Origin of the sequence: Flavobacterium sp. (assembly GCF_030146175.1) — a bacterium.
GTDB lineage: Bacteria > Bacteroidota > Bacteroidia > Flavobacteriales > Flavobacteriaceae > Flavobacterium.
Genome location: NZ_JASLCE010000076.1, coordinates 1 through 25,165, shown reverse-complemented (window position 1 = coordinate 25,165; position 25,165 = coordinate 1). Strand labels below are relative to the sequence as shown.

Sequence of the window (25,165 nt, the reverse complement as noted above, 5' to 3'; positions counted from 1 at the left end):
TAAAAAAGTCCCTTTAAGGGACTTTTTTTATGTTTTATTCGATTGGCTTTGCTGTTGGCGGCGGCGTTGGTTTGTCCGCTGAAGTTGTTGGTGCAACAGGAGTCACCGGTTTTGGTTTTGCCGTAATCGGGATAAAGATTTCGGTTACCCATTCAGACGGTTTACGGTTTTGTAAAGGTCCGGTTTGGTAAACTTCCAGATATTTCCCGTTAGGATCTTCCATCCATTTGTTTTTTACAATCTCGGCATAGGCTTTATCCCAGGCTTCTTTGCTATGGGAATAGTCACCGGTAAGTGTTGTTTTTAAAGCTAAGTAAGGGATTAATTCACCAGCGGCAATATCACTTCCTTGTGCCGTAAATATTTCTTCTTTTACAGGAATACAAACCGAAAACTCCGCTATATTGGAAGCTGTATCGTATTTGTTGTAAATAGCAAAAGCACTTCCGCTTACCGATATATTGTTGTCTTTGGTGAATTTGTTCAGGTTAGCAAACATGGAACCCATTAATCCCGGTAATTCCGGAATCTTACAGGTAGCCGATTGTTTGATATAATAGGTACCGGCTTTTTTTACCAGTCCGTTGATCTTGATATTGTATACTTTTAATTCTTTTACCAGAATGTTGTCGATATTTTCCAATCCTTTTTCGAACATCGGGCCTAACATCCTGTCGGAACCGCCACTAAGAATAGAAAAGGCTTTCATCATAAAATTCATATTCCCTTTCATTCCCCAGGTAACTTTAGTACCACCTTTTACCGGAGTGAAAATCCAGTACACATCAGAAGGCGTGTCGCTTTGATCAAAGTATATTTTTTGTTGGATACTGTCGGTGTCTACGGTTCTAATGGTTTCCATTTTACCGGTTCCATCCTTACCGGTCCAGGAAAAAGAAGCTCCGGCTCCCTGTGTTTTGTCGGTATAATTGTTGCGAATGCTAGGATCGTCTTCTTTCCAGGGGCCCCAATCGTCCCAATTTTTGTAGTCGTCTACATAATTAAATAAAGCCGCCGGTGTTGCGTGAATCACCCTGCTTCGCTGTACATCGAACGTACCGGCTTGAGTAGCAATATAAACCGTTAGTGCAACAGCTGCTAATAGTAATAAAAGAAATATGTATTTAACTACGCGCATAGTATTAAAAAAAATTTCATTTAGTTGTCCAAAGTTATAACAATTATTCTTTCAAAAACAGTTTAATTATAAATAAAATTCCTATAAAAGCAAAAAACGCCAGTAGTATCCAAAGGGATCCTTTATAGTGTAATTTGTGGAGCGACAGGTCTTTTCGATATACATAAATCATAGCGGTTACAAATACGATAACAAAGAATAAAGCGAAATAAAGCTGACCTGATGTAAACATGAATTTTAATTTTACGCAAAATTAGCGTTTTGCCGGGAGATTTTCTATTTTAGACCGTAAAATTAAAGAATATGAAAAAACAATTACAGGCCGTTCAGGAATTCCATGAATCCTTCGGACTGGGAGTAAGCGAGCTTCCTAAAGCCGATTTGGGCGAACAGGTTAATCTACTGCGTTATAACCTGATGAAAGAAGAAAATGAGGAATATCTGGAAGCGGTACAAAATAACGATCTGGTCGAAATTGCCGATGCTTTGGGGGATATGCTTTATATTTTATGCGGAACGATACTGGAACACGGATTACAACATAAAATTGAGGAAGTTTTTGATGAAATCCAACGGAGTAATATGAGTAAGTTGGGCGAAGACGGAAAACCGATTTACCGGGAAGATGGAAAGGTTATGAAAGGACCCAACTATTTTAAACCGAATTTCGAAACCATACTAAAATAAAAAAATCCCGAAGTTTCTTCGGGATTTTTTATATCGGTTATTTTGGAATTAGATTTTTACCGTCCATTCAAAAGTATCTTCAATTTGTTTGTGCTGAATTCCGGTTAACTGTTGCTTGATAAAAGTAGCAAACGAGTTTTCCGGTTTCGGAAGTTCGTAATAGGTTTCTTTATACGAGAATCCTACGATTGGGTTCACTACTGCAGCAGTTCCGGCTCCGAAAATTTCCTGTAAAGTTCCGTTTTTAGCCGCTTCTACGATCTCGTCAACCAATACCGGACGAACCTGTACGTCGATACCTTCTTTGGTTGCCAATTCGATAATACTCTTACGGGTTACACCGTCCAGAATACGCTCGCTGGTTGGTGCCGTATATAAGGTATCGTTGATTCTGAAAAATACGTTCATCGTTCCGGCTTCTTCCAGTTTGGTATGCGTCGCGTCATCGGTCCAGATAATCTGTTGGAAACCTTGTTCGTTGGCCAATTTGGTCGGATAGAATTGTCCGGAATAGTTACCGGCTGCTTTTGCTGCTCCGATTCCTCCGTTTGCCGCACGACTAAAATGCTCGGCGATTACTACTTTTACTTCACCGGAATAATACGATTTTGCCGGCGATAGGATAATGGTAAAACGATATTGTGTAGAAGGAGCTGCGACAACACCCGATCCGGTTGCAATCATAAAAGGACGGATGTATAATGCATTTCCAAATCCTTTTTTAACCCATTCTTTTTCGATTTCAAGTAACTTGTGTAAACCGCCAAGGAAAACGTCTTCCGGAACTTCCGGCATGGCAAGACGTACGGCCGATTTGTTAAAACGGTCAAAGTTCTGATCCGGACGGAACAACCAAACATCGTCCTGTTCGTCTTTGTAGGCTTTCATTCCTTCGAAAATCGCCTGTCCGTAATGGAAAACTTTTGCCGATGGATCTAACGTAAAAGGTTCATACGGCATGATAACCGGCTGTTCCCATTTCCCGTTATTGTAATCACAAATCAGCATATGGTCGGTAAAAATATTTCCGAAAGTCAGGTTCTCAAAATCAACACTGTTGATTTTGCTGCTGTCGGCTTTGATAATTCTAATGTCAGTTGATGTTTTTAATTCCATTTAATCGATTAATTTTAAAAATCGGCTAAATTGTTGATGGTCAACAATAAAACATAATTTTTAAATTGATAAAAAAATTGTTGTGTCGCTGCAAATTTAATTAAAAAAAGCACTTTTAATAAAGTAAGATTAAAAATAATGTAATTAAATAAGGAACTATTAAATTTTTTTTGAATTGTTATTTTTTGAATAGAATTCCTTCGAAATAATCGGAAATAGCGAAAAAATAAATTAGAATTATGCATATTCAATATAAATTTGTTTCTTTGGAAGGTCTTAAAATAGGACAGATTATCATGGATAACCTGGATATAGTAAGGCATTGATAATCAAAATAACCAATCCAAACGATATATGAAAAAAAGTATTTTTTTAGCAGCTGTAGTGATTGCACTGGCCAGTTGTAATTCTAAAAAACAAGAGGATGCCAAAGTAGCCGAAAACAAAACCGAATATGCTGTTTTTGGCGATAGTATTACAGCCGATGGTGTGATTACAAAAGAAGCCATGTTGGCAAAATTCAAAGATCTGAAAGAAGGAGATACGGTAAACCTGAAATTCAAATCCAATATCAAAGATGTTTGTCAGAAAAAAGGTTGTTGGATGACACTGGATCTGACCGATGGTAAAGAGACTTTTGTAAAGTTTAAAGATTACGCCTTTTTTGTCCCGATGAATGCGACTAACCAGGAAGCTATTGTAAATGGTAAAGCTTTTGTAAATATCGAAAGTGTGGAACAACTGAAACATTATGCCAAAGACGGTGGTAAATCGCAGGCAGAAATCGACAGTATCAAACAACCAAAAGTTACGTATGCTTTTATGGCCGATGGCGTTTTAATTAGTAAGTAATGAAAAGAATGTTGTTTTTGGCATGGATTTCCGGAGCCATGCTATTGGTAATCTCCTGTAACCGGAAAGAAGCGGATGCAAAGCCGGAACCGGCTGCGCAATCGGAAAAGAAAGATTTCAAAATGTATGAAATGTCCGAAATGGCCGCTTTGATGGAGCAGATGTATGTGGATAACCAGCGTTTAAAAGACCGGATTAAAAATGGGGAAGCCGTAGGGAATTTCCCGGAGCACTTTCTGAAAATTCACCAGGCGGTGATGACCGACGAAAGTGAAAATGATGCTTTTTTTAAAGAACAGGCAAAAAAATTTATTGAGGCACAAAAACAGATCTATGCCGATCCGGATAATGCCAAAACACATTTTAATAACGGAGTGGATGCCTGTGTGCGTTGTCATGAGTCAAAGTGCGGTGGCCCAATTCCGAGAATTAAAAAACTGTATATTAAATAATTTGAATCGAAAAGTAATACAAACAGCAGACGGATCAACCACGATCTATATTGAAGGTTGGGACGAAACGTATCATTCAAAATTTGGAGCGATACAGGAAGCAAAACATGTATTTATAGCAAACGGACTGTCTCTTTTTGAAGAGCAGTCCGTTGCTGTTTTAGAGATCGGCTTCGGAACCGGATTAAATGCGTTTATAACCTATCTGGAAGCGGAAAAGAAACAACAGCATATCGATTATGTAGGTGTGGAAGCATTTCCGATAAGCAAGGAAGAACGGGAGCATATGAATTACGTTTCGACTTTGGATGCCACCGCATATGCATCGGTATTTGAAACGATGCATAATTCTCTCTGGGAGGCGCCAACAGTACTGTCGCCGTATTTCACTTTAACAAAAAGGCAACAATACTTTAACGAAATAGATTACAAAAATCGATTTAATTTGATTTACTTTGATGCATTCGGATTTCATGTTCAACCGGAACTCTGGACAACGGAGATTTTTAAAATCATGTTTGATGCGCTACAGGAAAAAGGAACGCTGGTAACCTACGCCTGCAGAGGTCCTATCAAAAGAGCGCTTCAGGAAGCAGGATTTAAAACTGAAAAATTACCAGGTCCACCGGGGAAACGGGAAATGTTGAGAGCTACAAAATGTTAAATTTTTGAATTTGTTATACTAAAATAACAATTTGTACGTTTGCCTAATAAATAGGCTTTCGTTTTGTAGATTTACGAGAGTAGTTACGTTCTTACCCTTGAATTAACCCATTAATGCTTGTAGATTATGCCAAGAGCTATGTTTACTTACACCAAATCTATTTTAGAAAGAGTAAGCTTTGACCCAAAGTTATTTTGTAAAGAGTTAGAAAAAGCCCTAAAAAACTTATTACCTTACGAAGTCGACCAATTACGAGATTGGTTATTACATTATACCGTAGGCAAGCCCGAGTTAAAACAATGTCTTATATACGTTAATCAATGAAAAAAAGGAGTCTGTTAGTAGACTCCTTTTTTGTTTTTAAGCGGACTTATAATCTCGACGTTGTGAAAGGCAATAGCACCTTTAATCACACCGGCAATCGTACTGCGTAGCGCTTCTATAATATGGCTTTTTAGCTCGCTTTTCGGAAAAATAAGACTGACTTCACGCGCCGGACGCGGCTCTTTAAAATGACGTAATTTTAATTTGTCTTTTTCTTTTAAATCGAGCGTATGTAAATACGGAAGCAGGGTAGTCCCCAATCCTTCGTCGGCCAGTTTGATCAGTGTTTCAAAACTACCACTTTCAATATGGAATTTGGTATCGGTAAAATTTCCTTTGTTTTTACATAAGTTCAGAATGCCGTCGCGGAAACAATGACCGTCCTGTAATAACAAAATGGAATCCAGATCCAGATCGTTGATGTCGATTTCGGTCTTGTCAAAGTTTCGGTGGTTTTCCGGAATATAGGCTACAAACGGTTCATAATATAATACGATTTCTTTTAAATTGTCTTCTTCCAGAGGTGTTGCGGCTATGGCAACGTCCAGATGACCGTTTTTTAAGCGTTTGATAATCTCCTCCGTATTGTGTTCTTCGATGATCAGATTTACTTTCGGATAGCGATTGACAAAATTGGTCAGGAACATCGGTAACAGGGTAGGCATAACCGTCGGGATAATCCCCACTTTAAATTCGCCGCCAATAAATCCTTTTTGCTGATCGACGATATCTTTAATCCGATCGGATTCATTGACAATATTTTTGGCCTGAGAAACAATTTTCTGACCTATTTCGGTTAATTGTATCGGCTTTTTACTGCGATCAAATATCAGAACTTCCAACTCGTCTTCCAATTTCTGGATCTGCATACTCAATGTCGGTTGGGTTACAAAACATTTTTCGGCGGCTAGCGTAAAATTCTTGTGTTCGGCTACGGCTAATACGTAATATAATTGTGTGATGGTCATTTTTATAGAAATTTTCGATAAAAATATAAAAAGTATCAATAATAATTATAGTTCACCGGCTTATTTTTGGTTAAATTTGTAGTATAATCTTTAAACACAAGTAACATGAAAACGAACAGCCTTGGATTACCCGTTAAAGAAACAAAAGTTTTAGTAGCCGAATTAAACATTTTATTAGCCAATTTTCAGGTGTATTACCAAAATCTGAGAGGTTTGCATTGGAACATCAGAGGAAAGCGCTTTTTTGATTTGCATGTGAAGTTTGAAGAATTATACAACGATGCGCAGTTAAAAGTAGATTTGATTGCCGAACGTGTGCTGACTTTAGGAGCAACGCCGTTGCATACTTTCGACGATTATATTAAAAACAACAAACTGCCAGTTGGTCACAATATTTCCAACGACGAAGAAGCCGTTCATCTGATCATCGCTTCCTTAACCGACTTGTTAAAAATTGAAAGAGTAATCCTGAGTCAATCGGCCGAAATTGATGATGAAGGAACCAACTCCATGATGAGTGACTTTATTAAAGAGCAGGAAAAAACCATGTGGATGATGAAAGCCTGGTTGGAAGAAGAAATTTAAAAGACTGAAAATTCATAAAAATTCAAAAGTTAAGTGAAAAAGTATTAAAGAAATATTAATTGTTTTTCACTTAACTTTTTTTACATCATTTTTTTTGTAAGTTCGCGGCATGAAAGTATTGGTAAAAATAGTATTACTTCTGTTTATCACTTTTCTGGCAACTCCTACTATTGTTGGATTCCTGAAGAGCGATACCGATACGTCTATGGTTTACAGCCTTTCTGAAGAAGAAACGGTAAAAGAAATCAAAGAAACCAAAGCACAGTTGAAATTCGAATTCCAGGATCCGGTTTTCTTTGCTCCAAAACAAAACGCTGCGGTTATTACCTTCGAAAACACCCTGAAACACGACAATCGTTTCAGAGAAATCTTCTCTCCTCCTCCCGAACAGGTATAATTCAATTACAGGAACATTGCGTTCGCCATTTAAGCGTCTTCTACACGCTTACAATCTAATTGTATTATACTTTATCGGTTATGACAAAAAAAATCAATCTTTTTGCTAACCTGAAGGCTGACTTTGCTTCGGGTTTAGTAGTATTTTTGGTTGCGTTACCGTTGTGTCTTGGTATAGCCATGGCATCGGGTGCACCATTATTTTCAGGAATTATCGCCGGAGTTGTCGGTGGTATCATTGTAGGTTATTTAAGCCAATCGCATATTAGTGTTTCGGGTCCGGCTGCCGGGTTAACAGCTATTGTACTGACAGCCATTACCGACCTGAACGCGTTCGACGTATTTTTACTGGCCGTTTTCTTGGCCGGATTAATCCAGATCATCTTAGGGTTTATTAAAGCCGGAAGTATTTCCAACTATTTCCCAACCAATGTTATTGAAGGAATGTTGGCAGGTATCGGAGTGATCATCATATTAAAACAAATTCCGCATGCTATAGGGTATGATGCTGATTTTGAAGGTGATCAGGCTTTTCAGCAACTAGAAGGCGGTAATACGTTTTCGTCACTTTTAGGTGCCTTGGATTATATTAATCTGGGTTCTGTGATCATTACCTTAATTTCACTAGCAATTCTAATCTCTTGGGATAAAATCGGTTTCCTAAAAAGAATCAAATTGGTTCCGGGTGCTTTGGTTGCTGTTATCTTGGGAATATTGATCAACGAAATATTTCTACAAACGGGAAGTTCATTAGCCATTGCAAAAGAACATTTGGTAGCCTTACCGGTAATGACTTCTTTTGACGATGTAAAAGAAATTATCGTACTACCGGATTTTGCGTCTATCACGAATCCGAAAGTATGGATGGTGGCCTTTACAATTGCTATCGTAGCGTCTATTGAAACCTTGTTGTGTATCGAAGCGGCCGACCGTATGGATGTGCACAAACGATTCACCAACACCAATGTGGAATTAAAAGCACAGGGAGTAGGAAACATGGTAAGTTCGTTATTAGGTGGTTTACCGATGACCTCGGTAGTAGTACGTTCGTCTGCCAATGCCAATGCAGGGGCGCAATCTAAAATGTCGGCGATTATCCACGGTCTTTTATTATTGATTAGTGTGGTAAGTATTCCATTTTTATTAAACAAAATTCCTTTGGCGACTTTAGCAGCGGTTTTATTATTGGTAGGTTATAAATTGGCCAAACCAGCGGTAATCATGCATTTCTGGCATAAAGGAAAATACCAGTTCGTTCCGTTTATCGCGACTTTATTAGGGGTTGTTTTTACCGATCTTTTAAAAGGAGTGTTGTTGGGAATTGTGATCAGTGTATTTGCCGTATTGCGTGGAAATCATAAAAGAGCCTACAATTTCCGTAAGGAGGAATACCACGATGGCGATATCATCCATATCGACCTGGCGCAGGAAGTTTCGTTCCTGAACAAAGCCGCGATCAAAAATACATTAAACGAAATCCCGGAGAATTCGAAAGTGATTATTAATGCATCCGATACGGTTTATATTGCGCATGATGTTCAAGATTTAATCAAAGAGTTTAAAGCGATCCGCGCTGTAGAAGACAATATCGAAGTACATTTAGTCGGTTTTAAAGACGAATACGAATTGGAAAATACCCATTCGGATAAGAAGAACGTATTTGTAGAACATTCAAAATAAGTAAATTAAAAAAGTAACTAATAATAAATAAGCGAAAAATTAGAGTCATTTCTGGATTAATGAGTAATTTTAAACCATTAAAAGCTTACTTTTAAGTTGGCTCTAATCAAAAACGCTTCCAAAAAGTATAAAAATGAAAGCACATACAGCAGAAACACAAGCTACAGTAACACCAGCAAAAGCACTTCAGTTTTTAAAAGAAGGTAACGAACGATTTGTAAACAATTTAAAAGTAAACCGAAATTTATTGGAGCAGGTAAACGACACCAAAGACGGTCAGTTTCCTTTTGCCATCGTTTTAAGTTGTATCGATAGCCGTACTTCAGCCGAATTGATTTTTGATCAGGGATTAGGGGATATTTTCAGTGCGAGAATCGCCGGAAATATTTTAAATGACGATATTTTGGGAAGTATGGAGTTTGCTTGTAAACTGGCCGGTACCAAACTAATCGTTGTTTTAGGACATAGCAAATGTGGTGCGATTAAAGGAGCGTGTCAAGGTGCCGAATTAGGACATTTGACAAACCTTTTAAGCAAAGTACAGGTTTCGGTTAACGAAGTTAAAGCCGAAATGCCGGGAGTGGATCCAACCGATCCGACTTTGGTAAGTGCTGTTGCACAACATAACGTAATCCATACTATGGATGAGATTTTGGATAGAAGCGACGTATTGCGCGAACTTTTCGAATCAGGACAAATTGGAATCGCCGGTGCTTACTATGATATCGAAACCGGTGAAGTTCAGTTTATGAAAGAAATTTTACACGACTAAAAAAGAATCCGCTTCCGGAAATACTGATCATAATGAGTGAGTTTTATAAAAAGTTAATCGAAAATAATGAAAAATGGGTCGAATCGAAATTAAGTAACGATCCGGATTATTTTATTCGGTTATCCCAAAGTCAGAAGCCACCATTATTGTGGATCGGTTGTTCCGACAGCCGTGTTCCGGCAAATGAGATTATTGGCGCGCAACCGGGAGAAGTTTTTGTACACCGGAATATCGCCAATATGGTCGTACATTCCGATATGAATATGTTGAGCGTACTCGACTATGCCGTGAACGCGTTAAAAGTCAAACATATTATTGTATGCGGACATTATGGTTGTGGCGGAATTAAAGCCGCGATGACCAACAGTTCGATCGGGATTATCGACAATTGGATCCGGCATATTAAAGATGTATACCGTCTCCATAAAAAAGAACTCGATGCGATTCCGGACGAAAATGATAAATTTAACCGTTTTGTCGAATTAAATGTAACCGAACAGGTATATGACCTGGCCAAGACCTCCATCGTGCAGGCGGCCTGGAAAGAGGAACAGGAGTTGCATTTGCACGGTTGGGTTTACGGGTTACGGTCCGGTTATATTACCGATTTAAAAGTCAATTTAAGTTCCGATAAAGACTTAGATGAAATATACCAATTGGATTTGTAAAAAAGGCTGTCGGAAGACAGCCTTTTTTTATTTGCTAAACCTGACAGCTCTCCAAGACCTGTCAGGTTTTACTACTTACACCTAGTAGGTTTTATGATTCAATATCCAGATTTTCGTTAAAAGCCGAAGGCAATAATTTCGGAATAAATTTGATTAGGATAGGAAGAAGCAAACTGCCACCCGGCAAAAGGAAAATCGTTAACGACGGAATCGTTTTGCAAATATCCAGCAATTGCTTTTTCATTTTTTTCTTTTCCTTCGGATCGAGGTCTTTGTGCGTCGATTTGGCCAATAATACCATCAATTCTCCGCTTTCGCTGATCTCTTTTAAAAGACGGTTTTTATTACGTGTAATCAGGACAATTACGTTTTGTGTCGCCTGATCATAAAAATGCTTTACCGGATTGGAATAACGGAAATACGGAATCTCCTTTTGGTATTTCATGATAAATTCATCGATGGCACAAATACTTTCCACGGCATATTCCCGATCGATTTGTAATTGTTCCGCGAGGTTGTACATAAACCGGGTTTCCGATTCTTCGAGAACGGCATCACTCCACAGCGCCATACCGGTAATATCCAATAAATAGTTTTTTTCCAGAGGCGAACTGAAATAGTCCAGTTCAAGCATTTGAATGTCCTGAATACTCAAGGTGTTAAACTTGGTAAAACGTACAGAAGATTCAAATAGTTTGATTAGTAAATCATCGTAATTCGATTTGTTGGTTTTGGTATTTAACGCCAAAGCCACAAGGTTTACAATGGTTTCTTCCAGTTTTTTTAGATAATTATTCGGGATTTCCCCATGCAACAGGTATTGACGAAAGGCCAGTACGTCCATAAACAGTAAGGCATTGGTCAGGATATGCGAAAAGTTTTTACTGATGATGTTATCGTTGGTACGTACCCGCTCGCTGATCATTTTCTCCAGTTCGTTGCTCGGCAAAGAACTCGGTAGCATCTTTTTGAGCAGGTTAAAGCCTTCCGGATTCATCTGGTTGTAAAAAACAATGGCTTTTTGGATAAATGTCTTGGGATCGGAATCATGGGTAATCAGACCATAAACACCATAAAGACTGTTTAATAGTGCAACTTTGGTAAGTTCTTCCGAAGTCCAGCCTTTGGTTTCAATGGGTTTGTCGGTCACAAAATTGACCACATGTCCGTAAATAAATCCGGTTTTACGAACGCTGTTATAGAATTCTTTGGGGTATACCACAACAGGCAACGGCAAAGGACTTTGCTTAATAAAAAACTTATCTATCCAACCGTTAATTGAAGGGTTAATCATTGTCGAAAATTATTCCACAAAGCTACTTTTTTTATTTGTCGGATAACAAAGATGTCAATAAGTTTTTAAAAATAGTATCCGGAAGCGTTCTCAAATTTCCGAAATGCTCCCGGATTATTTTTTTAACGGATAATTGCCGTACAGGCTACACGTCCGCCGGCATTACCGGTTGGCTGTGTTACAAAATCATCCGCTCCCTGGTGAACGATGATTGCTTTTCCAAGGACGTCTTTGGTCGCATCTCCACATCCGATACACCATTCGTCTGTCGTGAGCGTGATTTTTCCATTTCCTTTTGCATCGGCAGTAAAATTACCGATGTCGCCTTTGTGGTATTCTCCCTGACCCCATTTTCCGTGTTTTTTAAACGTCGGATTCCAGTGTCCGCCGGCAGAAGTGGCATCGGCAGAAGAACAATCTGCTTTTTCATGGATATGGATGGCGTGTACGCCCGGTGTTAGTCCGGAAATAGCAGCAGTAAAAGTTACTTTGCCGTCTTTTTCGGAAAAGGTTACCGTTCCTTCGGTTTTGGTGTTGCTTTTCGGCTCTAAAGCAATTTTAAGTTCGTTTATTTTCGATTCGGTTTTGGTTTTACACCCGGTTAGGAGTACACCCAATCCCATAGCGACCAATACTATTTTTTTCATGACTTATGTTTTTATCAAAGTTAGGGATTTTTTAAACCGTGAGGATCCTAAATCGTATAAAAAAACCGCCAAACATTGCTGTTAAGCGGTCTTTTTTAAACAAACTAAACCAAAAATAGTTATTGCCTATTAATAACAGTAATGATTTTCTTTTATCAATTTGTCGGCAATAATTTCTCGTAGTGCCACTACATTTGGCACATTCGTATATTTTGTAAAGCGACGTAGTCCCATTAGCATCATACGTTGTTCGTCACCTTCGGCAAAAGAAGCGATTCCTTCTTTTCCTTTTAGGGTAACGATATCTGTCGCATGGTACAGGTATAACTGCGCCATCGCAATTTGCTCTTTTACATTTTCGGCACCGTTGGCTTTGGCTGTTTTTTCAGTACGTAAGATGGCACTTTCCGCAACATAAATTTCAATCAGCATATCGGCAGCCGCCATTAACAACTGTTGGTGTTTATCCAGATCCGGTCCGTATTTTTGTACGGCACTTCCGGCTACCATCAGGAAGGCTTTTTTCAGTTTCCCGATTAGTTCTTTTTCTTCTGCGAATAATTCGGAATAATCCGGAGTATCAAAAGAAGGAATACCCATCAGTTCTTCAGCTACTTTCATAGCAGGTCCTAACAGATCCACATGACCTTTCATGGCTTTTTTGATTAGCATTCCTACGGATAACATACGGTTGATCTCGTTTGTCCCTTCATAAATACGGGCAATACGAGCATCACGCCAAGCACTTTCCATTGGGGTATCTTCCGAGAATCCCATACCTCCAAAAATCTGGATTCCTTCGTCGGAACAGTTTTGGATATCTTCCGATACGGCTACTTTCAGGATCGAACATTCGATTGCGAATTCTTCCACACCTTTTAATTCGGCTTCCTGATGGGAAGCGCCTTCGGCTATACGAGCGTTGATTCGATCTTCAATGCTTTTAGCAGCGCGATACGAAGCACTTTCTCCGGCATAACACGAAGCAGCCATTTCGGCTAATTTGGAACGGATCGCTCCAAAATTGGCAATTGGTGTATTAAACTGAATTCTTTCGTTGGCATATTTTACCGCTCCGGAAATGGTTCTACGTTGTGCGTCCAAACAAGCGGCAGCCAGTTTGATACGCCCCACGTTTAATGCGTTCATGGCGATTTTAAATCCTTCACCACGTCCGGCCAGCATATTTTCTACCGGTACTACGGTATCGTTAAAGAATACCTGACGGGTAGAAGAGGAGCGGATTCCCAGTTTGTGTTCTTCTTCTCCAAGAGTGATTCCGTTATTCGGTACGTTTTCTACAATAAATCCGGTGATGTTTTTATCATCTTCAATTCGGGCGAATACGATAAAAACGCTACAGAAACCGGCATTGGAAATCCACATTTTCTGTCCGGTGATTTTATAGCTTTTTCCATCTTCCGATAAAACGGCTTTGGTTTTTCCGGAATTAGCATCCGATCCGGCTCCCGGTTCTGTTAAACAGTAGGCCCCGAACCATTCGCCTGTGGCTAGTTTTGGGACGTATTTTTTCTTTTGTTCTTCTGTTCCGTAAAGGGTAATAGGCATGGTTCCGATTCCGGTATGCGCTCCAAATGCAGTAGAGAACGATCCGGTGGCACCGGAGATATAATCACATACCAACATGGTCGATACGAATCCCATTTCCAATCCGCCATAAGCTTCCGGAACGGCAACTCCTAAAAGACCCAGTTCACCGGCTTTACGCATGCATTCTTCGGTAAAAGCATAGTCTTTCTTTTCAAAACGGTCTTTGTTTGGCCATAATTCTTTATCGACAAACTCTTTAACCGAGTCACGCATCATTAACTGCTCTTCTGAGAAATCCTCAGGCGTGAAGATGTCTTCACATTTTGTTTCTTTTACAAGGAATTGACCTCCTCTGGTGATATCGCTCATTGTGTGGTTATTTTAAATGTTGAATTTTAAATTTTAAATTATTTAGAAATATGTTCTTGCGACGTTTTTACAATTTTGGTGATGATATTGATAATATGTCCAATCTCGGTAAGGTAGTTGTCGACTGAAATTTTAGTGACTACTGACTTATCCAATAACCGCAACCAGTATTTGGTTTCGCGGGCTTCTTTGGAAGCAATGGACATTTTATGAATAAAATCTCGTTTCGACTGTGCTGCAATAGCTTCTTCTACATTGGCACCAATACTGGTTCCACATCGCATTAGTTGTTTTGAAATGATGAATTCTTTTTCATTTTGTAATTGTGTATAAAGACTGATAATGGAAATGGCAAATTCAAAGGTTTTATCTGCGATTAAATTATCGGTCTTCATGGCATTTAAAATTTAAAATTCATCATTCAAAATTTGTTACAATAATTCATAAATCCCCGCTGCGCCTTGTCCGGTACCGACACACATCGTGACCATTCCGTATTTATTGCCGCGTCGTTTCATTTCGTCGAATAATTGAACGGATAACTTCGCTCCGGTACATCCTAGTGGGTGACCTAAGGCAATGGCTCCTCCGTTAACGTTGATGATCTCCGGATTCAAATCCAATTCGCGGATTACTGCCAAACTTTGTGCCGCAAAAGCTTCGTTTAATTCGATCAATTCAATATCGGATTGTTTTAATCCGGCTTGTTTTAAGGCTTTTGGAATAGCTTTTACCGGTCCGATTCCCATGATTCGGGGTTCTACTCCGGCAGCAGCATAGTTTACCAGTCGTGCAATTGGTTCCAGATTTAATTCTTTTACCATTTCTTCCGACATTACCAGTACAAAAGCAGCACCATCACTCATTTGTGACGAGTTACCGGCTGTTACACTTCCGTCGGCGGCAAAAACCGGTCGCAGTTTTCCTAAGGCTTCTTTAGACGTATCGGCTCTTGGTCCTTCATCTTTATTTACAACATAAGATTTACTTGCTTTTTTGCCTTTTTCGTCAATATAAACATGCTCAACGGTGATCGGAACGATTTGTTTGTCAAACTTTCCTTCCGCCTGCGCTTTTAAAGCTTTTTGATGCGACTGGTACGAAAACTCATCCTGATCCTCACGGGAAACATTAAACTGTTTGGCCACGGCTTCGGCAGTCAATCCCATTCCCCAGTAATAATCTTCGTGTCCGGCTGCAGCGGCTTTATAATCCGGGGTTGGTTTGTAACCACCCATTGGAATATAACTCATACTTTCGGCACCACCGGCAATAATACAGTCGGCCATACCAGCCTGGATTTTGGCAGTGGCCATACCAATAGTTTCGATTCCCGACGCACAGTAACGGTTTACGGTTACGCCCGGTACATCTTCAATTTTTAATCCCATAAGGGAAATCAGTCGCCCTACGTTTAATCCCTGCTCGGCTTCCGGCATGGCATTTCCTACCATTACGTCGTCGATACGGGTTTTGTCGAAGTTTGGCAACTCATTCATCATATATTCGATGGTTTCGGCGGCCAGTTCGTCGGGTCTTTTAAAACGGAACACTCCTTTTGGTGCTTTACCAACGGCTGTCCGGTATGCTTTTACTATATAGGCTGTTTTCATAGTTTTGTTTTGAATAATGGATGTTAAGTGCTACTCAAATCCATATGGATTAATTACGAAGCGGTTTTCCTTTGGTTAACATAAACTGAATACGCTCCAGTGTTTTTCTTTCGGTACAAAGCGATAGGAAAGCCTCGCGCTCTAAATCCAATAGATATTGTTCGTTTACCAATGTTGGTTCGGATAAATCACCTCCGGCCATTACATAAGCCAGTTTGTTGGCAATTTTCTTATCGTGTTCGGAGATATATTTTCCGGCTTCCATACTGTCGGTTCCCACTAAAAACATTCCCAAAGCCTGTTTTCCAAGTACTTTAATGTCTTTGCGTTTTACCGGTTGCGTATAACCGGCTTCGGCCATTAACAGGGCGTGTTTTTTAGCCTCGGCAATCTGACGGTCTTTGTTAACCACCACGACGTCTTTTCCTTTTTGAAGGATACCTAAATCGTAGGCTTCATAGGCCGACGTGGCTACTTTGGCCATACCGATGGTTAGGAAATACTCCTGTAAAACGTTTAATTCAACGTCATTTTTGTGGAAAGTGTCGGCGGCGCGTAAAGCCATTTCTTTTGATCCGCCTCCGCCTGGAATAACCCCAACACCAAACTCTACCAGTCCGATATAGGTTTCGGCAGCGGCTACCACTTTGTCGGCATGCATACTCATTTCACATCCACCGCCTAAAGTCATTCCGTGTGGTGCTGCAATAACCGGAATTCCGGAATAGCGTACGCGCATCATGGTATCCTGGAAGGCTTTGATCGCCATATTTAATTCGTCGTATTCCTGTTCTACGGCCATCATAAAGATCATGGCAAGGTTAGCACCAACAGAGAAGTTGGCCGCTTGGTTACCAATTACAAGACCATTATAGTTTTTTTCAGCCAGGTCGATGGCTTTGTTGATTCCCTGAATCACACCACCGCCAATGGAGTTCATTTTGGACTGGAATTCGATGTTGATAATTCCGTCGCCCAAATCTTGAATCACAGATTCGCTGTTACTCCATATTTTTTTGCTTTCGCGGATGTTGTTCAGGATGATAAAAGCATCTTGTCCCGGTACTTTTACCTGAGATTTGGATGCGATATTGTAGTAATGCGTGATACCATCTTTAACGGTGTAGAAACTATCGTTTCCGGAAGCCAGCATTTCGGTTACCCAGGCTGCCGGAGCCAATCCTTCAGTTTGCATCAGTTCGATACCTTTGGCTACACCGATAGCGTCCCAGATTTCAAACGGACCGTTTTCCCATCCGAATCCGGCTTTCATCGCATCGTCAATTTTATAAAGATCGTCCGAAATTTCAGGGATTCTATTGGAAACATAGGCAAACATTGCCGTAAAGTTTTTACGGTAGAATTCACCGGCTTTGTCTTTTCCTTTTACAAGGACTTTAAAGCGGTCGATCGGTTTATCGATCGTTTTGGTTAATTCCAATGTTGCAAACGAGGCTTTTTTAGCCGCGCGGTATTCCAGTGTATCTAAATCTAAGGATAAAATGTCTTTGTCTACTTTTTTGTAGAAACCTTGCCCGGTTTTGCTTCCCAACCAGTTGTTGGTCATCATGGTATTGATAAAATCCGGAAGTTTGAACAGGTCATGTGCTTCGTCCTGCGGACAGTTTTCGTATAAACCATTGGCTACGTGAACCAGAGTGTCCAAACCTACCACGTCTACCGTACGGAAAGTCGCCGATTTAGGACGACCAATCACCGGTCCGGTTAGTTTGTCTACTTCTTCGATTGTTAGTCCCATGTCTTTTACCAGGTGGAAAAGGCTCATGATTCCGAAGATTCCGATACGGTTACCGATAAATGCAGGAGTGTCTTTGGCGACTACCGAGGTTTTACCCAGGAATTTTTCACCGTAATTGTTTAAGAAATCCAGTACTTCCGGGGCTGTTTTTGGTCCCGGTATGATTTCGAATAATTTTAAGTAACGGGCCGGGTTAAAGAAGTGGGTTCCGCAGAAGTGTTTTTGGAAATCCTCACTGCGTCCCTCGCTCATAAATTTGATTGGAATTCCGGATGTATTGGAAGTGATAAGCGTTCCCGGTTTACGGAATTGCTCGATTTGTTCGAATACTTTTTGTTTGATATCCAAACGTTCTACTACAACCTCTATGATCCAGTCGACGTCTTTAATTTTGGCTAAATCGTCTTCCGTATTACCGGTAGTAATTCGGCTGGCGAACTTTTGATCATAAATAGGAGCCGGTTTCGATTTTAAAGCGTTCGCAAGGTGTTCGTTAACCACCCGGTTTCGAACCACTTTACTTTCTAATGTCAATCCTTTTTTTTGTTCAGCATCGGTTAATTCTCTCGGAACAATATCCAGAAGTAATACTTCCACACCGATATTGGCAAAATGGCAGGCAATACCCGATCCCATAATTCCCGAACCAATAACCGCAACTTTTTTGATTAGTCGTTTCATTTGTAATTACTGTTTTCTTTGTTTGGATGATTCCGAACGATTTTATCACCCGGAATCAATTAGTACTATAATTATTTAGAATCCTCTTCCGAATTAAAAATGGTTTTATCCAAAATCAATTCGTTGATGATCTCGGCAACTTCCATGAAGTGGTTGAGCTTTTCTTCGCTGATGTTTTGTTTTACGGTCTCATTGAATTTTAAAACGGTGGCTTTGGAAAGTTCGCGTTTTTCTTTTCCGAGTTTGGTCAGGTAGATTAGAACACCGCGACCGTCGACCGGATTTTTTTTACGGATTATTAGTCCTTTATCTTCCATCGATTTTAAGGTTCGCGTTAAACTCGTCGCTTCCATTCCCATTTTGGGACCTAAAGCGGTCGATGGCGTTCCGTTTTCCCGATCGATGCTCAATAATGCAAATCCTGTAGCCATCGTGGCGCCGTATTTGGTCGCCTCTTCGTTGTACATTCGTGCAACAGCCTGCCAGGTTGCGCGTAAAACATAATCAATTGTTTTATCTTTCATTTTTCTTCAGTGATTTCAAATATACAAAAAAATACTATGCATGCATAATACTGTTGAATTAATTTTAAGTTAAATAAAAAAAAACTCCTCGGGTATGAGGAGTATCTTTATTTTTTTAAGAGTTCTGGTAGATTTTATCATAGAGATTCTGGTATTTCTCTTTGATGATCTTTCTTTTGAGTTTTAACGTTGGTGTGAGTTCGCCACCATCGATAGACCAGACATTTGCGGTGAGTTCAAATTTTTTGATTTGTTCCCAATGACCGAATTTTTTATTGATATGATCGACTTCTTCTTTGATTCGTTCGATAACCTGTTCGTTGGCTACAATCTCTTCATTGGTGGTTCCTATAGCAAGGTGTTTTCGGCTTGCCCATTCTTTAAGGAAGTCGAAACTTGGCTGAATAAACGCCGCCGGCATTTTTTCGCCATCACCAATTACCATGATCTGCTCGATAAAACGGGATTGCTTCATGGTGTTTTCGATAATCTGCGGCGCGATGTATTTTCCGCCGGATGTTTTGAACATCTCTTTTTTACGGTCGGTTATTTTAAGGAAACCTTCGCTGTCGATCTCTCCGATGTCGCCAGTGTGGAAATAGCCATCCTGTAGCGCTTCTGCGGTTTTTTCGTCATCTTTATAATAGCCCATCATAATGCTTGGGCCTTTGCATAAGATTTCGCCATCTTCGGCGATCTTTACTTCCAGGTTGTCCAGTACTTTTCCAACGGTGCCAATTTTGAATCCGCGGTTACGTTGATCATTTACGGCAATTACCGGAGATGTTTCGGTTAATCCGTAGCCTTCCATAATCGGAATTCCGGCTGCGGCAAAAACACGGGTTAGTCGCGGTTGTAAAGCAGCACTACCGGAAACCATTAGTTCCAGTTGTCCGCCTAAACCTTCCTGCCATTTGCTAAAGATCAGTTTGCGGGCAATGGATAGTTTCTTTTCATACCACCAACCATTTTCACCATACGGCTTATAATGCAGTCCTAAATCGATCGCCCAGAAAAACAGTTTTTTCTTGATACCGCTTAAATCGGCTCCTTTGGCGTAGATTTTATCGTAAACTTTTTCCAGTAAACGCGGAACAGCTGTCATTACATGTGGTTTTACCTCTTTTAGGTTATCGCTCATCTTATCGATGCTTTCGGCAAAATAGATGGAGATTCCGTAATATTGGTATAGGTATAAAATCATTCTTTCGAAAATATGACAAACGGGTAAGAAGCTTAATCCGCGTGTGCTTCCGGCTCGTAAGGGTACGCGTACCGAGCTGGCCAATACGTTCGAAACGATATTTTGGTGACTTAGCATAACGCCTTTTGGTCTTCCCGTTGTTCCGGAAGTGTAGATTAAAGTTGCTAAATCGGTGGTGACAATACTATTTTTTCGGTCTTCAACTTCCTGTTGGTTGCTTTCGTCTTTTCCTAATTCCAAAACTTCGGACCAGTTTTTACAACCGTCTATTACATTATAGGAGTAGATTTCTTTTAAGGAAGGTACATTGTGACGAATCGCATTTATCTTATTAAAAACCTCGATATCGGAAATAAAGCAGTATTGCGCTTCGGAATGACCTAATATATATTGGTAATCTTCTTCGGAAATGGTTGGATAGACCGGAACAGTTTGAGCACCGGTTTGTAAAACTCCAATATCGGTAATGTTCCATTCCGTTCTGTTATTGGACGAGATAATTGCAATTTTATCGTTTTTCTGGATTCCCATTCGCAATAGTGCTCTGGAAAGTGCATTGGCCTTATCCAGATATTCTTTGGTAGAAGTCTTAATCCATTCTCCATTATATTTGGTTACCAAGGCATCCGGCAGGTTGTATTTTTCCAGTTGATAGTATGGAAAATCAAATAAACGTGTAACGTCAGTCATGTTTTGCGCATTTAGTTACTGCAAATTATAAAAAAAACTCAAATCAAAAAATTTAAAATTCATAATTGTGGAAGCGGTATCGGTAATTTTGTAATTTTGATTCCTTTATAATTTTGATTTTGTAACTTTTATATGAATTCCAATTATCGTATCCAGGAATATAAGGCTTTATTCTACCGACTGTTTTTAGCGTATGTGTTCTACTTTATCGCCCGTGTGCTATTCTTTGCTTATAATTATAAAATGCTAAAGGTGGATTCGGTTTCCGATTTTCTGGCTTTGGCGTATCACGGAATGGTTTTCGACACAGCGGCAATTTTGTATCTCAACGCCTTGTTTGTGGTTTGTTCGATTCTTCCGTTATGGATTACAACTAAAAAAGGATATCAGAAGTTTTTGTTCTATCTGTATTTTATTTGTAACCTGATTGGATTTGCGACCAATTTTGTCGACTTTATCTATTATCGTTTTACTTATGCCCGTACGACTATTGCCATTATGGATATCGTGAAAAACGAATCGAATAAAGGAAATATGTTTTCGCGCTTTATTGTGAGCTACTGGCATGTATATGCGTTGTTCTTCCTGTGTGCGATCCTTTGGGTTTATTTGTATAAAAAGGTAAAAGTAAAAGAGGTACAACACGAAAATAAAGTGAAATACTTCGTGTCGTCGATTTTAGGATTGGTTACCATTGCGGTTCTGGCTGTGGGTGGAATCCGTGGTGACTTTAAAAAGAGTACGCGTCCGATTAATATTGTGGATGCCAATCGCTATGTAACGAAACCGGAACACGCCGATATTGTACTGAATACGCCTTTTGCGGTTATTCGTACTATGGGAACCACCAGTTTTAAAAAGGTGGATTTAGTGTCGCCGGAAGTAGTGCAACGCGAATTGGAACCGATTAAACACTATCGTAATAATCCGAAAACCAAACCGAATATTGTCATCTTTATAACCGAAAGTTATGGAAGAGAGTATATCGGTGCCTTTAATAAGGATACTAAAATTCCGGGATTTGTGAGTTATACGCCGTTTATCGATTCATTGGCGCAACACAGTCTTATTTTTTCGAATGCTTTTGCAAACGGAAGTAAATCGATTCACGGAATGTCTTCGGTTTTGGCCGGGATTCCTTCTTTTCAGGATGCCTTTACCTCATCGCCTTATCCGAAACAAAAAATCCAGTCGCTGGTTTCGACTTTAAAAGAAGAAGGTTACGATACCTCGTTTTTCCACGGAGCGCCAAACGGTTCGATGGGATTCCTTGGATTTGGAAATATATTAGGTTTTGATCACTATTATGGTAAAACGGAATATAATAACGATGCCGATTTCGACGGTTCCTGGGGAATATGGGATGAGCCGTTTTTTCAATATATGAAAAAGACGTTTGATGCGAAAAAGCAACCGTTTATGGGAACTATTTTTACCGTATCGTCACACGAGCCGTTTGTGGTTCCTGAGAAATTTAAAGGGAAGTTTCCAATGGGTACGGTGCCGATGCATCAGGTTGTAGGTTATACGGATTATGCGTTTAAAAAATTCTTTGAAGCGGCCAGAAAAGAACCGTGGTTCCAGAATACGATTTTTGTAATCACAGCCGATCATTGTAATCAGGTGGCCTATGATGAATATGCTAAGGTGATCAACCGTTCGGCGGTGCCTATTCTGATCTACAAACCGGATGGTAGTCTGAAGGGAGAGAATAAGGAGTTGGCGCAGCAAATCGATATTTATCCGACTTTATTGGATATGATCGGATATGATAAGCCGTTCCGTAGCTGGGGAAGAAGTTTGATAGGTGAAAAAGCGATTAAACCGTTTGTGATCAATTATAATGGAACGCAGTATCAGTTCCAACGCGGTAATTATATCTGTTTGTTCGACGGTAAGAAAGCGACCGGGTTTTATGCGATTGCCGATAAAGGTTTGGAGAAAAATCTGATCGGCAACCGAAATAAGGAAATGGATGATCTTGAAGTGGCTTGTAAGGCCTTTGTACAGGATTATTACGCTCGTATTATCGATAAGAAATTATATGCTGAATAATTTTATAAGGAGATTTCCGGAAGGTGTAGTGTGATGTAATTTAATTTATGTTTAATTATGAAAAAAAAATTTACTCTATTATTACTTCTTGTTACTATTGTAATAAACGCACAATGCTGGAAAACAATTGCCAATGGATACCATCATAGTATCGGTATTAAATCCGATGGGACCTTATGGACCTGGGGAAATAATGCTTCCGGTCAATTGGGCGATGGTACGTTGATAGATAAAAGGATACCGGTTCAACTTGGTGTCGATGCCGATTGGGAAACCGTTTCCGCAGCAGGATTAGGAAGTTTAGCTGTTAAAACCAATGGAACACTATGGGCATGGGGGTATAATGTGAATGGAACATTAGGTACCGGAACGACAAATACCGTTTTGACTCCGATGCAGGTTGGTACTGATACTAATTGGAAAACAATCACCGGTTCTTATTATGTAACTTTTGGGATAAAAACAGATGGGACATTATGGGGATGGGGTATAAATTCGTATGGGGAGTTGGGTAATGGAACAACTTCTCCCAGTATGGTTCCGGTGCAAATTGGACAGGATACAGATTGGAAATCCATCGCGGTAAATACTGACGTGACTTTTGGTTTGAAAAATGACGGTAAACTATATGGATGGGGTAAGCCGAATTATGGTCAGTTTAATTCCGGAAGTACTCCGAATGTTAGTCTCACGCCTATCCGGATTGGATTGGATTCGGATTGGAATTCAATAGCAGCGGGTGAATTCCATATTATGGCCTTAAAAAATACAGGTGTACTATGGGGATGGGGAAGTAATTTTTATGGTCAGGTAGGAGCTTATCCTTTTCAGGCACAATTTTCTTCTCCTGTAAGAGTAACAGATGCGACGGATTGGGTATCTGTGTTTGCCGGAAATGAAGATTCTTTTGCAATCAAATCCGATGGAACATTGTGGGCTTGGGGAAGAAACCGATTTGGAGAATTAGGAGGTGGCGTAAATTATACAATTCATTTTCCTATGCTTATCGGAACAGATACGGATTGGCAGTTTATAACAAACGGTTTCAGACATACATTAGGATTAAAGGCCAATGGTGATTTATGGGCAATGGGAACAAATACATTTGGAATGTTTGGTAATGGAACACTAAATAACAGTTTTGCTCCAATAGCGGTAGACTGTAATCCTGTGTTGAGCACTCCTGAGGTTTTGGCTAAAGACGATCTTAAGATGTATCCGAATCCGGTTAAAGGGTATTTTAAATTGGAATCCGATACAGCTCTTGATGTTCTTTCGGTGGCCGTTTATAATAGTTTAGGACAATTGGTGAAAACAGATCAAAGCTCCGGTAATCATCAGACTTTTGATGTATCCGAATTAAATACCGGAATCTATTTTCTTAAAATAAACACAAGCTTGGGTATGATCAATCGCACCTTTGTTAAAGAATAATTTTACAGATTATTATTGGTCTGACAGCTTGTATAAAGACAGTATATCTTAAAAATAACACTCCGGTAAAAGCCGGAGTTTTTTTATGCTAAATAATAACCGACAGTTCATAAACAGGCTTCTTTTGTTTAATGTCTATGTTTTGTAATGATTTTTTAGCCTTGGATTGCTCCCTTCAAAAGTTTATGGCTATAAGGATTCCATAGCTGATTACTATTGTATAATTTTGTAATGCAAGAAGTAATTAGCTTCTTACTGTTGTGTTATGAGTAATATATTTTCTGAAAACCGGCAAATAGGAGTAGTGGCGGATTTCTATGAGCTTGCACATACTGATTTTAAAGGAGAAACGAATGCGCTATGCTGGTACAGAAATTTGGATGGCGATTTTAACGAAATTGTAGCGCGCTTATCTTTAAAAGAAAATATAACGGAAGTTTCTCCTGAAGATCTAATCGCGCTCCAACTATCGGAAAAGGGAAGTAGAGCCAGGGAAATAATTTTAAACGATTTACAATTATTAACCGATTTTGGCGCTTCGCCTTCTCTTAATTTACTCAAGTGTTATGAGCGTGATGAGGAGTTTGATTTTATAGCGACGGATGTCTATTCGTTTCATGTAGATCGTTCACCCATTGCAACAGATACTTTTCTATGTACGTATCACGGAGCGGCAAGTGATATTGTTCCGAATACGCAAGCCACGCAAAAAATTCTGATTCCGGAAATCCGAACAAAGCTAGGTGAGCTCTATGATGGACCGCCGGAAGGGTTTGAGGACTTTTTAAAGGAAAATTATTTTGATTTGCATTATCAGTTACATGCGAATGCAGAACCGGTTAATTTAGGGATTGGACATCTTTGGCGATTGGCCGTTGATCATCCAAAACAACAAGTGCTACCTTGTATTCATAGAGCACCAATAGAAAACGAAGGGGAATACCGGTTGTTGTTGATTTGTTAAGGAGATTCAAGGCTGAGTCTCTTTTTTTTATTGGAACAATAACGTGTGCGGCTGAAAATAATTAGAACGGAAGTGAGC

At 39.7% G+C, this 25,165-nt stretch carries 25 protein-coding genes; 13 read left to right on the top strand and 12 right to left on the bottom strand.

Annotated features, from left to right (window positions below):
• Nucleotides 1–34: 34 nt before the first annotated feature.
• Both Q1R07_RS09275 and Q1R07_RS09270 read right to left on the bottom strand, forming a co-directional pair.
• Nucleotides 35–1,138: an SRPBCC family protein gene (locus Q1R07_RS09275; RefSeq protein WP_300489004.1), complete on the bottom strand. Its 1,104-nt coding sequence runs from the start codon at nucleotides 1,136–1,138 to the stop codon at nucleotides 35–37.
• A gap of 43 nt (nucleotides 1,139–1,181) precedes the next feature.
• Nucleotides 1,182–1,370, bottom strand: a complete 189-nt coding sequence (locus tag Q1R07_RS09270; protein ID WP_136401919.1) for a hypothetical protein — start codon at nucleotides 1,368–1,370, stop codon at nucleotides 1,182–1,184.
• A 71-nt stretch (nucleotides 1,371–1,441) separates the two neighbouring features.
• Between Q1R07_RS09270 and Q1R07_RS09265 the strand changes: the two genes are divergently transcribed.
• A complete protein-coding gene (locus Q1R07_RS09265; RefSeq protein ID WP_300489000.1) occupies nucleotides 1,442–1,825 on the top strand; it encodes a nucleoside triphosphate pyrophosphohydrolase family protein in 384 nt (127 codons plus the stop codon).
• Between the two features lie 48 nt (nucleotides 1,826–1,873).
• Here Q1R07_RS09265 and Q1R07_RS09260 read toward each other — a convergent pair whose 3' ends face one another.
• Nucleotides 1,874–2,941, bottom strand: a complete 1,068-nt coding sequence (locus Q1R07_RS09260) for a branched-chain amino acid aminotransferase (RefSeq protein WP_300488997.1) — start codon at nucleotides 2,939–2,941, stop codon at nucleotides 1,874–1,876.
• A 354-nt stretch (nucleotides 2,942–3,295) separates the two neighbouring features.
• Between Q1R07_RS09260 and Q1R07_RS09255 the strand changes: the two genes are divergently transcribed.
• From Q1R07_RS09255 to Q1R07_RS09240, 4 genes are all read left to right on the top strand, one after another.
• Nucleotides 3,296–3,793: a DUF4920 domain-containing protein gene (locus tag Q1R07_RS09255; RefSeq protein ID WP_300488994.1), complete on the top strand. Its 498-nt coding sequence runs from the start codon at nucleotides 3,296–3,298 to the stop codon at nucleotides 3,791–3,793.
• The gene (locus tag Q1R07_RS09250) at nucleotides 3,793–4,245 is read left to right on the top strand and encodes a hypothetical protein (RefSeq protein ID WP_300488991.1); all 453 of its coding nucleotides are present in this window, start codon (nucleotides 3,793–3,795) and stop codon (nucleotides 4,243–4,245) included. The genes Q1R07_RS09255 and Q1R07_RS09250 overlap by 1 nt, the downstream gene beginning before the upstream one ends.
• Before the next feature lies 1 nt (nucleotide 4,246).
• The gene (gene mnmD, locus Q1R07_RS09245; RefSeq protein ID WP_300488987.1) at nucleotides 4,247–4,909 is read left to right on the top strand and encodes a tRNA (5-methylaminomethyl-2-thiouridine)(34)-methyltransferase MnmD; all 663 of its coding nucleotides are present in this window, start codon (nucleotides 4,247–4,249) and stop codon (nucleotides 4,907–4,909) included.
• A 126-nt stretch (nucleotides 4,910–5,035) separates the two neighbouring features.
• A complete protein-coding gene (locus Q1R07_RS09240; RefSeq protein WP_136401914.1) occupies nucleotides 5,036–5,233 on the top strand; it encodes a hypothetical protein in 198 nt (65 codons plus the stop codon).
• Nucleotides 5,234–5,247: 14 nt separating this feature from the next.
• On the opposite strand, the gene Q1R07_RS09235 is transcribed toward Q1R07_RS09240, so the two are convergent.
• Nucleotides 5,248–6,201, bottom strand: coding sequence for a LysR substrate-binding domain-containing protein (locus tag Q1R07_RS09235; protein WP_300488982.1), 954 nt, complete (start codon nucleotides 6,199–6,201; stop codon nucleotides 5,248–5,250).
• A 105-nt stretch (nucleotides 6,202–6,306) separates the two neighbouring features.
• On the opposite strand from Q1R07_RS09235, the gene Q1R07_RS09230 reads away from it, so the two are divergent.
• From Q1R07_RS09230 to can, 5 genes are all read left to right on the top strand, one after another.
• Nucleotides 6,307–6,786: a Dps family protein gene (locus tag Q1R07_RS09230; protein ID WP_300488979.1), complete on the top strand. Its 480-nt coding sequence runs from the start codon at nucleotides 6,307–6,309 to the stop codon at nucleotides 6,784–6,786.
• Between the two features lie 109 nt (nucleotides 6,787–6,895).
• Nucleotides 6,896–7,183 carry a hypothetical protein gene (locus Q1R07_RS09225; protein ID WP_300488976.1) on the top strand — a complete coding sequence of 96 codons (288 nt, stop codon included), beginning with the start codon at nucleotides 6,896–6,898 and terminating at the stop codon, nucleotides 7,181–7,183.
• A gap of 80 nt (nucleotides 7,184–7,263) precedes the next feature.
• Nucleotides 7,264–8,862 (top strand): SulP family inorganic anion transporter, encoded by a 1,599-nt coding sequence (locus Q1R07_RS09220; RefSeq protein ID WP_300488973.1) that lies wholly within the window; start codon nucleotides 7,264–7,266, stop codon nucleotides 8,860–8,862.
• 127 nt (nucleotides 8,863–8,989) lie between these two features.
• A complete protein-coding gene (locus tag Q1R07_RS09215) occupies nucleotides 8,990–9,634 on the top strand; it encodes a carbonic anhydrase (protein ID WP_300489030.1) in 645 nt (214 codons plus the stop codon).
• A gap of 32 nt (nucleotides 9,635–9,666) precedes the next feature.
• A complete protein-coding gene (gene can / locus Q1R07_RS09210; protein ID WP_300488971.1) occupies nucleotides 9,667–10,302 on the top strand; it encodes a carbonate dehydratase in 636 nt (211 codons plus the stop codon).
• Nucleotides 10,303–10,393: 91 nt separating this feature from the next.
• On the opposite strand, the gene Q1R07_RS09205 is transcribed toward can, so the two are convergent.
• The 8 genes from Q1R07_RS09205 to Q1R07_RS09170 all read right to left on the bottom strand — a co-directional run bounded on the left by Q1R07_RS09205 (nucleotide 10,394) and on the right by Q1R07_RS09170 (nucleotide 20,634).
• Nucleotides 10,394–11,596 carry an LETM1-related biofilm-associated protein gene (locus Q1R07_RS09205; protein WP_300488969.1) on the bottom strand — a complete coding sequence of 401 codons (1,203 nt, stop codon included), beginning with the start codon at nucleotides 11,594–11,596 and terminating at the stop codon, nucleotides 10,394–10,396.
• A gap of 122 nt (nucleotides 11,597–11,718) precedes the next feature.
• On the bottom strand, nucleotides 11,719–12,243 hold the full coding sequence (locus tag Q1R07_RS09200) for a superoxide dismutase family protein (RefSeq protein WP_300488966.1): 525 nt from the start codon (nucleotides 12,241–12,243) through the stop codon (nucleotides 11,719–11,721).
• A gap of 129 nt (nucleotides 12,244–12,372) precedes the next feature.
• Nucleotides 12,373–14,163: an acyl-CoA dehydrogenase family protein gene (locus tag Q1R07_RS09195; RefSeq protein ID WP_300488963.1), complete on the bottom strand. Its 1,791-nt coding sequence runs from the start codon at nucleotides 14,161–14,163 to the stop codon at nucleotides 12,373–12,375.
• A 38-nt stretch (nucleotides 14,164–14,201) separates the two neighbouring features.
• Nucleotides 14,202–14,558 carry a four helix bundle protein gene (locus Q1R07_RS09190; protein ID WP_300488960.1) on the bottom strand — a complete coding sequence of 119 codons (357 nt, stop codon included), beginning with the start codon at nucleotides 14,556–14,558 and terminating at the stop codon, nucleotides 14,202–14,204.
• A 36-nt stretch (nucleotides 14,559–14,594) separates the two neighbouring features.
• A complete protein-coding gene (locus Q1R07_RS09185; RefSeq protein ID WP_136401903.1) occupies nucleotides 14,595–15,776 on the bottom strand; it encodes an acetyl-CoA C-acyltransferase in 1,182 nt (393 codons plus the stop codon).
• Between the two features lie 49 nt (nucleotides 15,777–15,825).
• Nucleotides 15,826–18,216 (bottom strand): 3-hydroxyacyl-CoA dehydrogenase/enoyl-CoA hydratase family protein, encoded by a 2,391-nt coding sequence (locus Q1R07_RS09180; protein WP_300488954.1) that lies wholly within the window; start codon nucleotides 18,214–18,216, stop codon nucleotides 15,826–15,828.
• Between the two features lie 71 nt (nucleotides 18,217–18,287).
• A complete protein-coding gene (locus Q1R07_RS09175) occupies nucleotides 18,288–18,740 on the bottom strand; it encodes a MarR family transcriptional regulator (protein ID WP_136401901.1) in 453 nt (150 codons plus the stop codon).
• Between the two features lie 115 nt (nucleotides 18,741–18,855).
• A complete protein-coding gene (locus Q1R07_RS09170) occupies nucleotides 18,856–20,634 on the bottom strand; it encodes an AMP-dependent synthetase/ligase (protein ID WP_300488948.1) in 1,779 nt (592 codons plus the stop codon).
• Nucleotides 20,635–20,766: 132 nt separating this feature from the next.
• Here Q1R07_RS09170 and Q1R07_RS09165 point away from each other — a divergent pair, with 132 nt between their 5' ends.
• The 3 genes from Q1R07_RS09165 to Q1R07_RS09155 all read left to right on the top strand — a co-directional run bounded on the left by Q1R07_RS09165 (nucleotide 20,767) and on the right by Q1R07_RS09155 (nucleotide 25,087).
• Nucleotides 20,767–22,689, top strand: a complete 1,923-nt coding sequence (locus tag Q1R07_RS09165; protein WP_300488945.1) for an alkaline phosphatase family protein — start codon at nucleotides 20,767–20,769, stop codon at nucleotides 22,687–22,689.
• A gap of 57 nt (nucleotides 22,690–22,746) precedes the next feature.
• A complete protein-coding gene (locus Q1R07_RS09160; protein ID WP_300488942.1) occupies nucleotides 22,747–24,123 on the top strand; it encodes a T9SS type A sorting domain-containing protein in 1,377 nt (458 codons plus the stop codon).
• Nucleotides 24,124–24,388: 265 nt separating this feature from the next.
• A complete protein-coding gene (locus Q1R07_RS09155; protein ID WP_300488939.1) occupies nucleotides 24,389–25,087 on the top strand; it encodes a DUF1826 domain-containing protein in 699 nt (232 codons plus the stop codon).
• The last annotated feature ends 78 nt before the right edge of the window (nucleotides 25,088–25,165 follow it).

What these genes read in the sequence shown, in the direction of transcription:
- Q1R07_RS09205 (WP_300488969.1), bottom strand. Translation starts at nt 11,596, where the DNA reads ATGATTAACCCTTCAATTAACGGTTGGATAGATAAGTTTTTTATTAAG.
- Q1R07_RS09260 (WP_300488997.1), bottom strand. Translation starts at nt 2,941, where the DNA reads ATGGAATTAAAAACATCAACTGACATTAGAATTATCAAAGCCGACAGC.
- Q1R07_RS09180 (WP_300488954.1), bottom strand. Translation starts at nt 18,216, where the DNA reads ATGAAACGACTAATCAAAAAAGTTGCGGTTATTGGTTCGGGAATTATG.
- Q1R07_RS09240 (WP_136401914.1), top strand. Translation starts at nt 5,036, where the DNA reads ATGCCAAGAGCTATGTTTACTTACACCAAATCTATTTTAGAAAGAGTA.
- Q1R07_RS09255 (WP_300488994.1), top strand. Translation starts at nt 3,296, where the DNA reads ATGAAAAAAAGTATTTTTTTAGCAGCTGTAGTGATTGCACTGGCCAGT.
- Q1R07_RS09185 (WP_136401903.1), bottom strand. Translation starts at nt 15,776, where the DNA reads ATGAAAACAGCCTATATAGTAAAAGCATACCGGACAGCCGTTGGTAAA.
- Q1R07_RS09190 (WP_300488960.1), bottom strand. Translation starts at nt 14,558, where the DNA reads ATGAAGACCGATAATTTAATCGCAGATAAAACCTTTGAATTTGCCATT.
- Q1R07_RS09175 (WP_136401901.1), bottom strand. Translation starts at nt 18,740, where the DNA reads ATGAAAGATAAAACAATTGATTATGTTTTACGCGCAACCTGGCAGGCT.
- can (WP_300488971.1), top strand. Translation starts at nt 9,667, where the DNA reads ATGAGTGAGTTTTATAAAAAGTTAATCGAAAATAATGAAAAATGGGTC.
- Q1R07_RS09270 (WP_136401919.1), bottom strand. Translation starts at nt 1,370, where the DNA reads ATGTTTACATCAGGTCAGCTTTATTTCGCTTTATTCTTTGTTATCGTA.
- Q1R07_RS09165 (WP_300488945.1), top strand. Translation starts at nt 20,767, where the DNA reads ATGAATTCCAATTATCGTATCCAGGAATATAAGGCTTTATTCTACCGA.
- Q1R07_RS09225 (WP_300488976.1), top strand. Translation starts at nt 6,896, where the DNA reads ATGAAAGTATTGGTAAAAATAGTATTACTTCTGTTTATCACTTTTCTG.
- Q1R07_RS09220 (WP_300488973.1), top strand. Translation starts at nt 7,264, where the DNA reads ATGACAAAAAAAATCAATCTTTTTGCTAACCTGAAGGCTGACTTTGCT.
- Q1R07_RS09170 (WP_300488948.1), bottom strand. Translation starts at nt 20,634, where the DNA reads ATGACTGACGTTACACGTTTATTTGATTTTCCATACTATCAACTGGAA.
- Q1R07_RS09155 (WP_300488939.1), top strand. Translation starts at nt 24,389, where the DNA reads ATGAGTAATATATTTTCTGAAAACCGGCAAATAGGAGTAGTGGCGGAT.
- Q1R07_RS09230 (WP_300488979.1), top strand. Translation starts at nt 6,307, where the DNA reads ATGAAAACGAACAGCCTTGGATTACCCGTTAAAGAAACAAAAGTTTTA.
- Q1R07_RS09195 (WP_300488963.1), bottom strand. Translation starts at nt 14,163, where the DNA reads ATGAGCGATATCACCAGAGGAGGTCAATTCCTTGTAAAAGAAACAAAA.
- Q1R07_RS09235 (WP_300488982.1), bottom strand. Translation starts at nt 6,201, where the DNA reads ATGACCATCACACAATTATATTACGTATTAGCCGTAGCCGAACACAAG.
- Q1R07_RS09160 (WP_300488942.1), top strand. Translation starts at nt 22,747, where the DNA reads ATGAAAAAAAAATTTACTCTATTATTACTTCTTGTTACTATTGTAATA.
- Q1R07_RS09200 (WP_300488966.1), bottom strand. Translation starts at nt 12,243, where the DNA reads ATGAAAAAAATAGTATTGGTCGCTATGGGATTGGGTGTACTCCTAACC.
- Q1R07_RS09265 (WP_300489000.1), top strand. Translation starts at nt 1,442, where the DNA reads ATGAAAAAACAATTACAGGCCGTTCAGGAATTCCATGAATCCTTCGGA.
- Q1R07_RS09250 (WP_300488991.1), top strand. Translation starts at nt 3,793, where the DNA reads ATGAAAAGAATGTTGTTTTTGGCATGGATTTCCGGAGCCATGCTATTG.
- Q1R07_RS09275 (WP_300489004.1), bottom strand. Translation starts at nt 1,138, where the DNA reads ATGCGCGTAGTTAAATACATATTTCTTTTATTACTATTAGCAGCTGTT.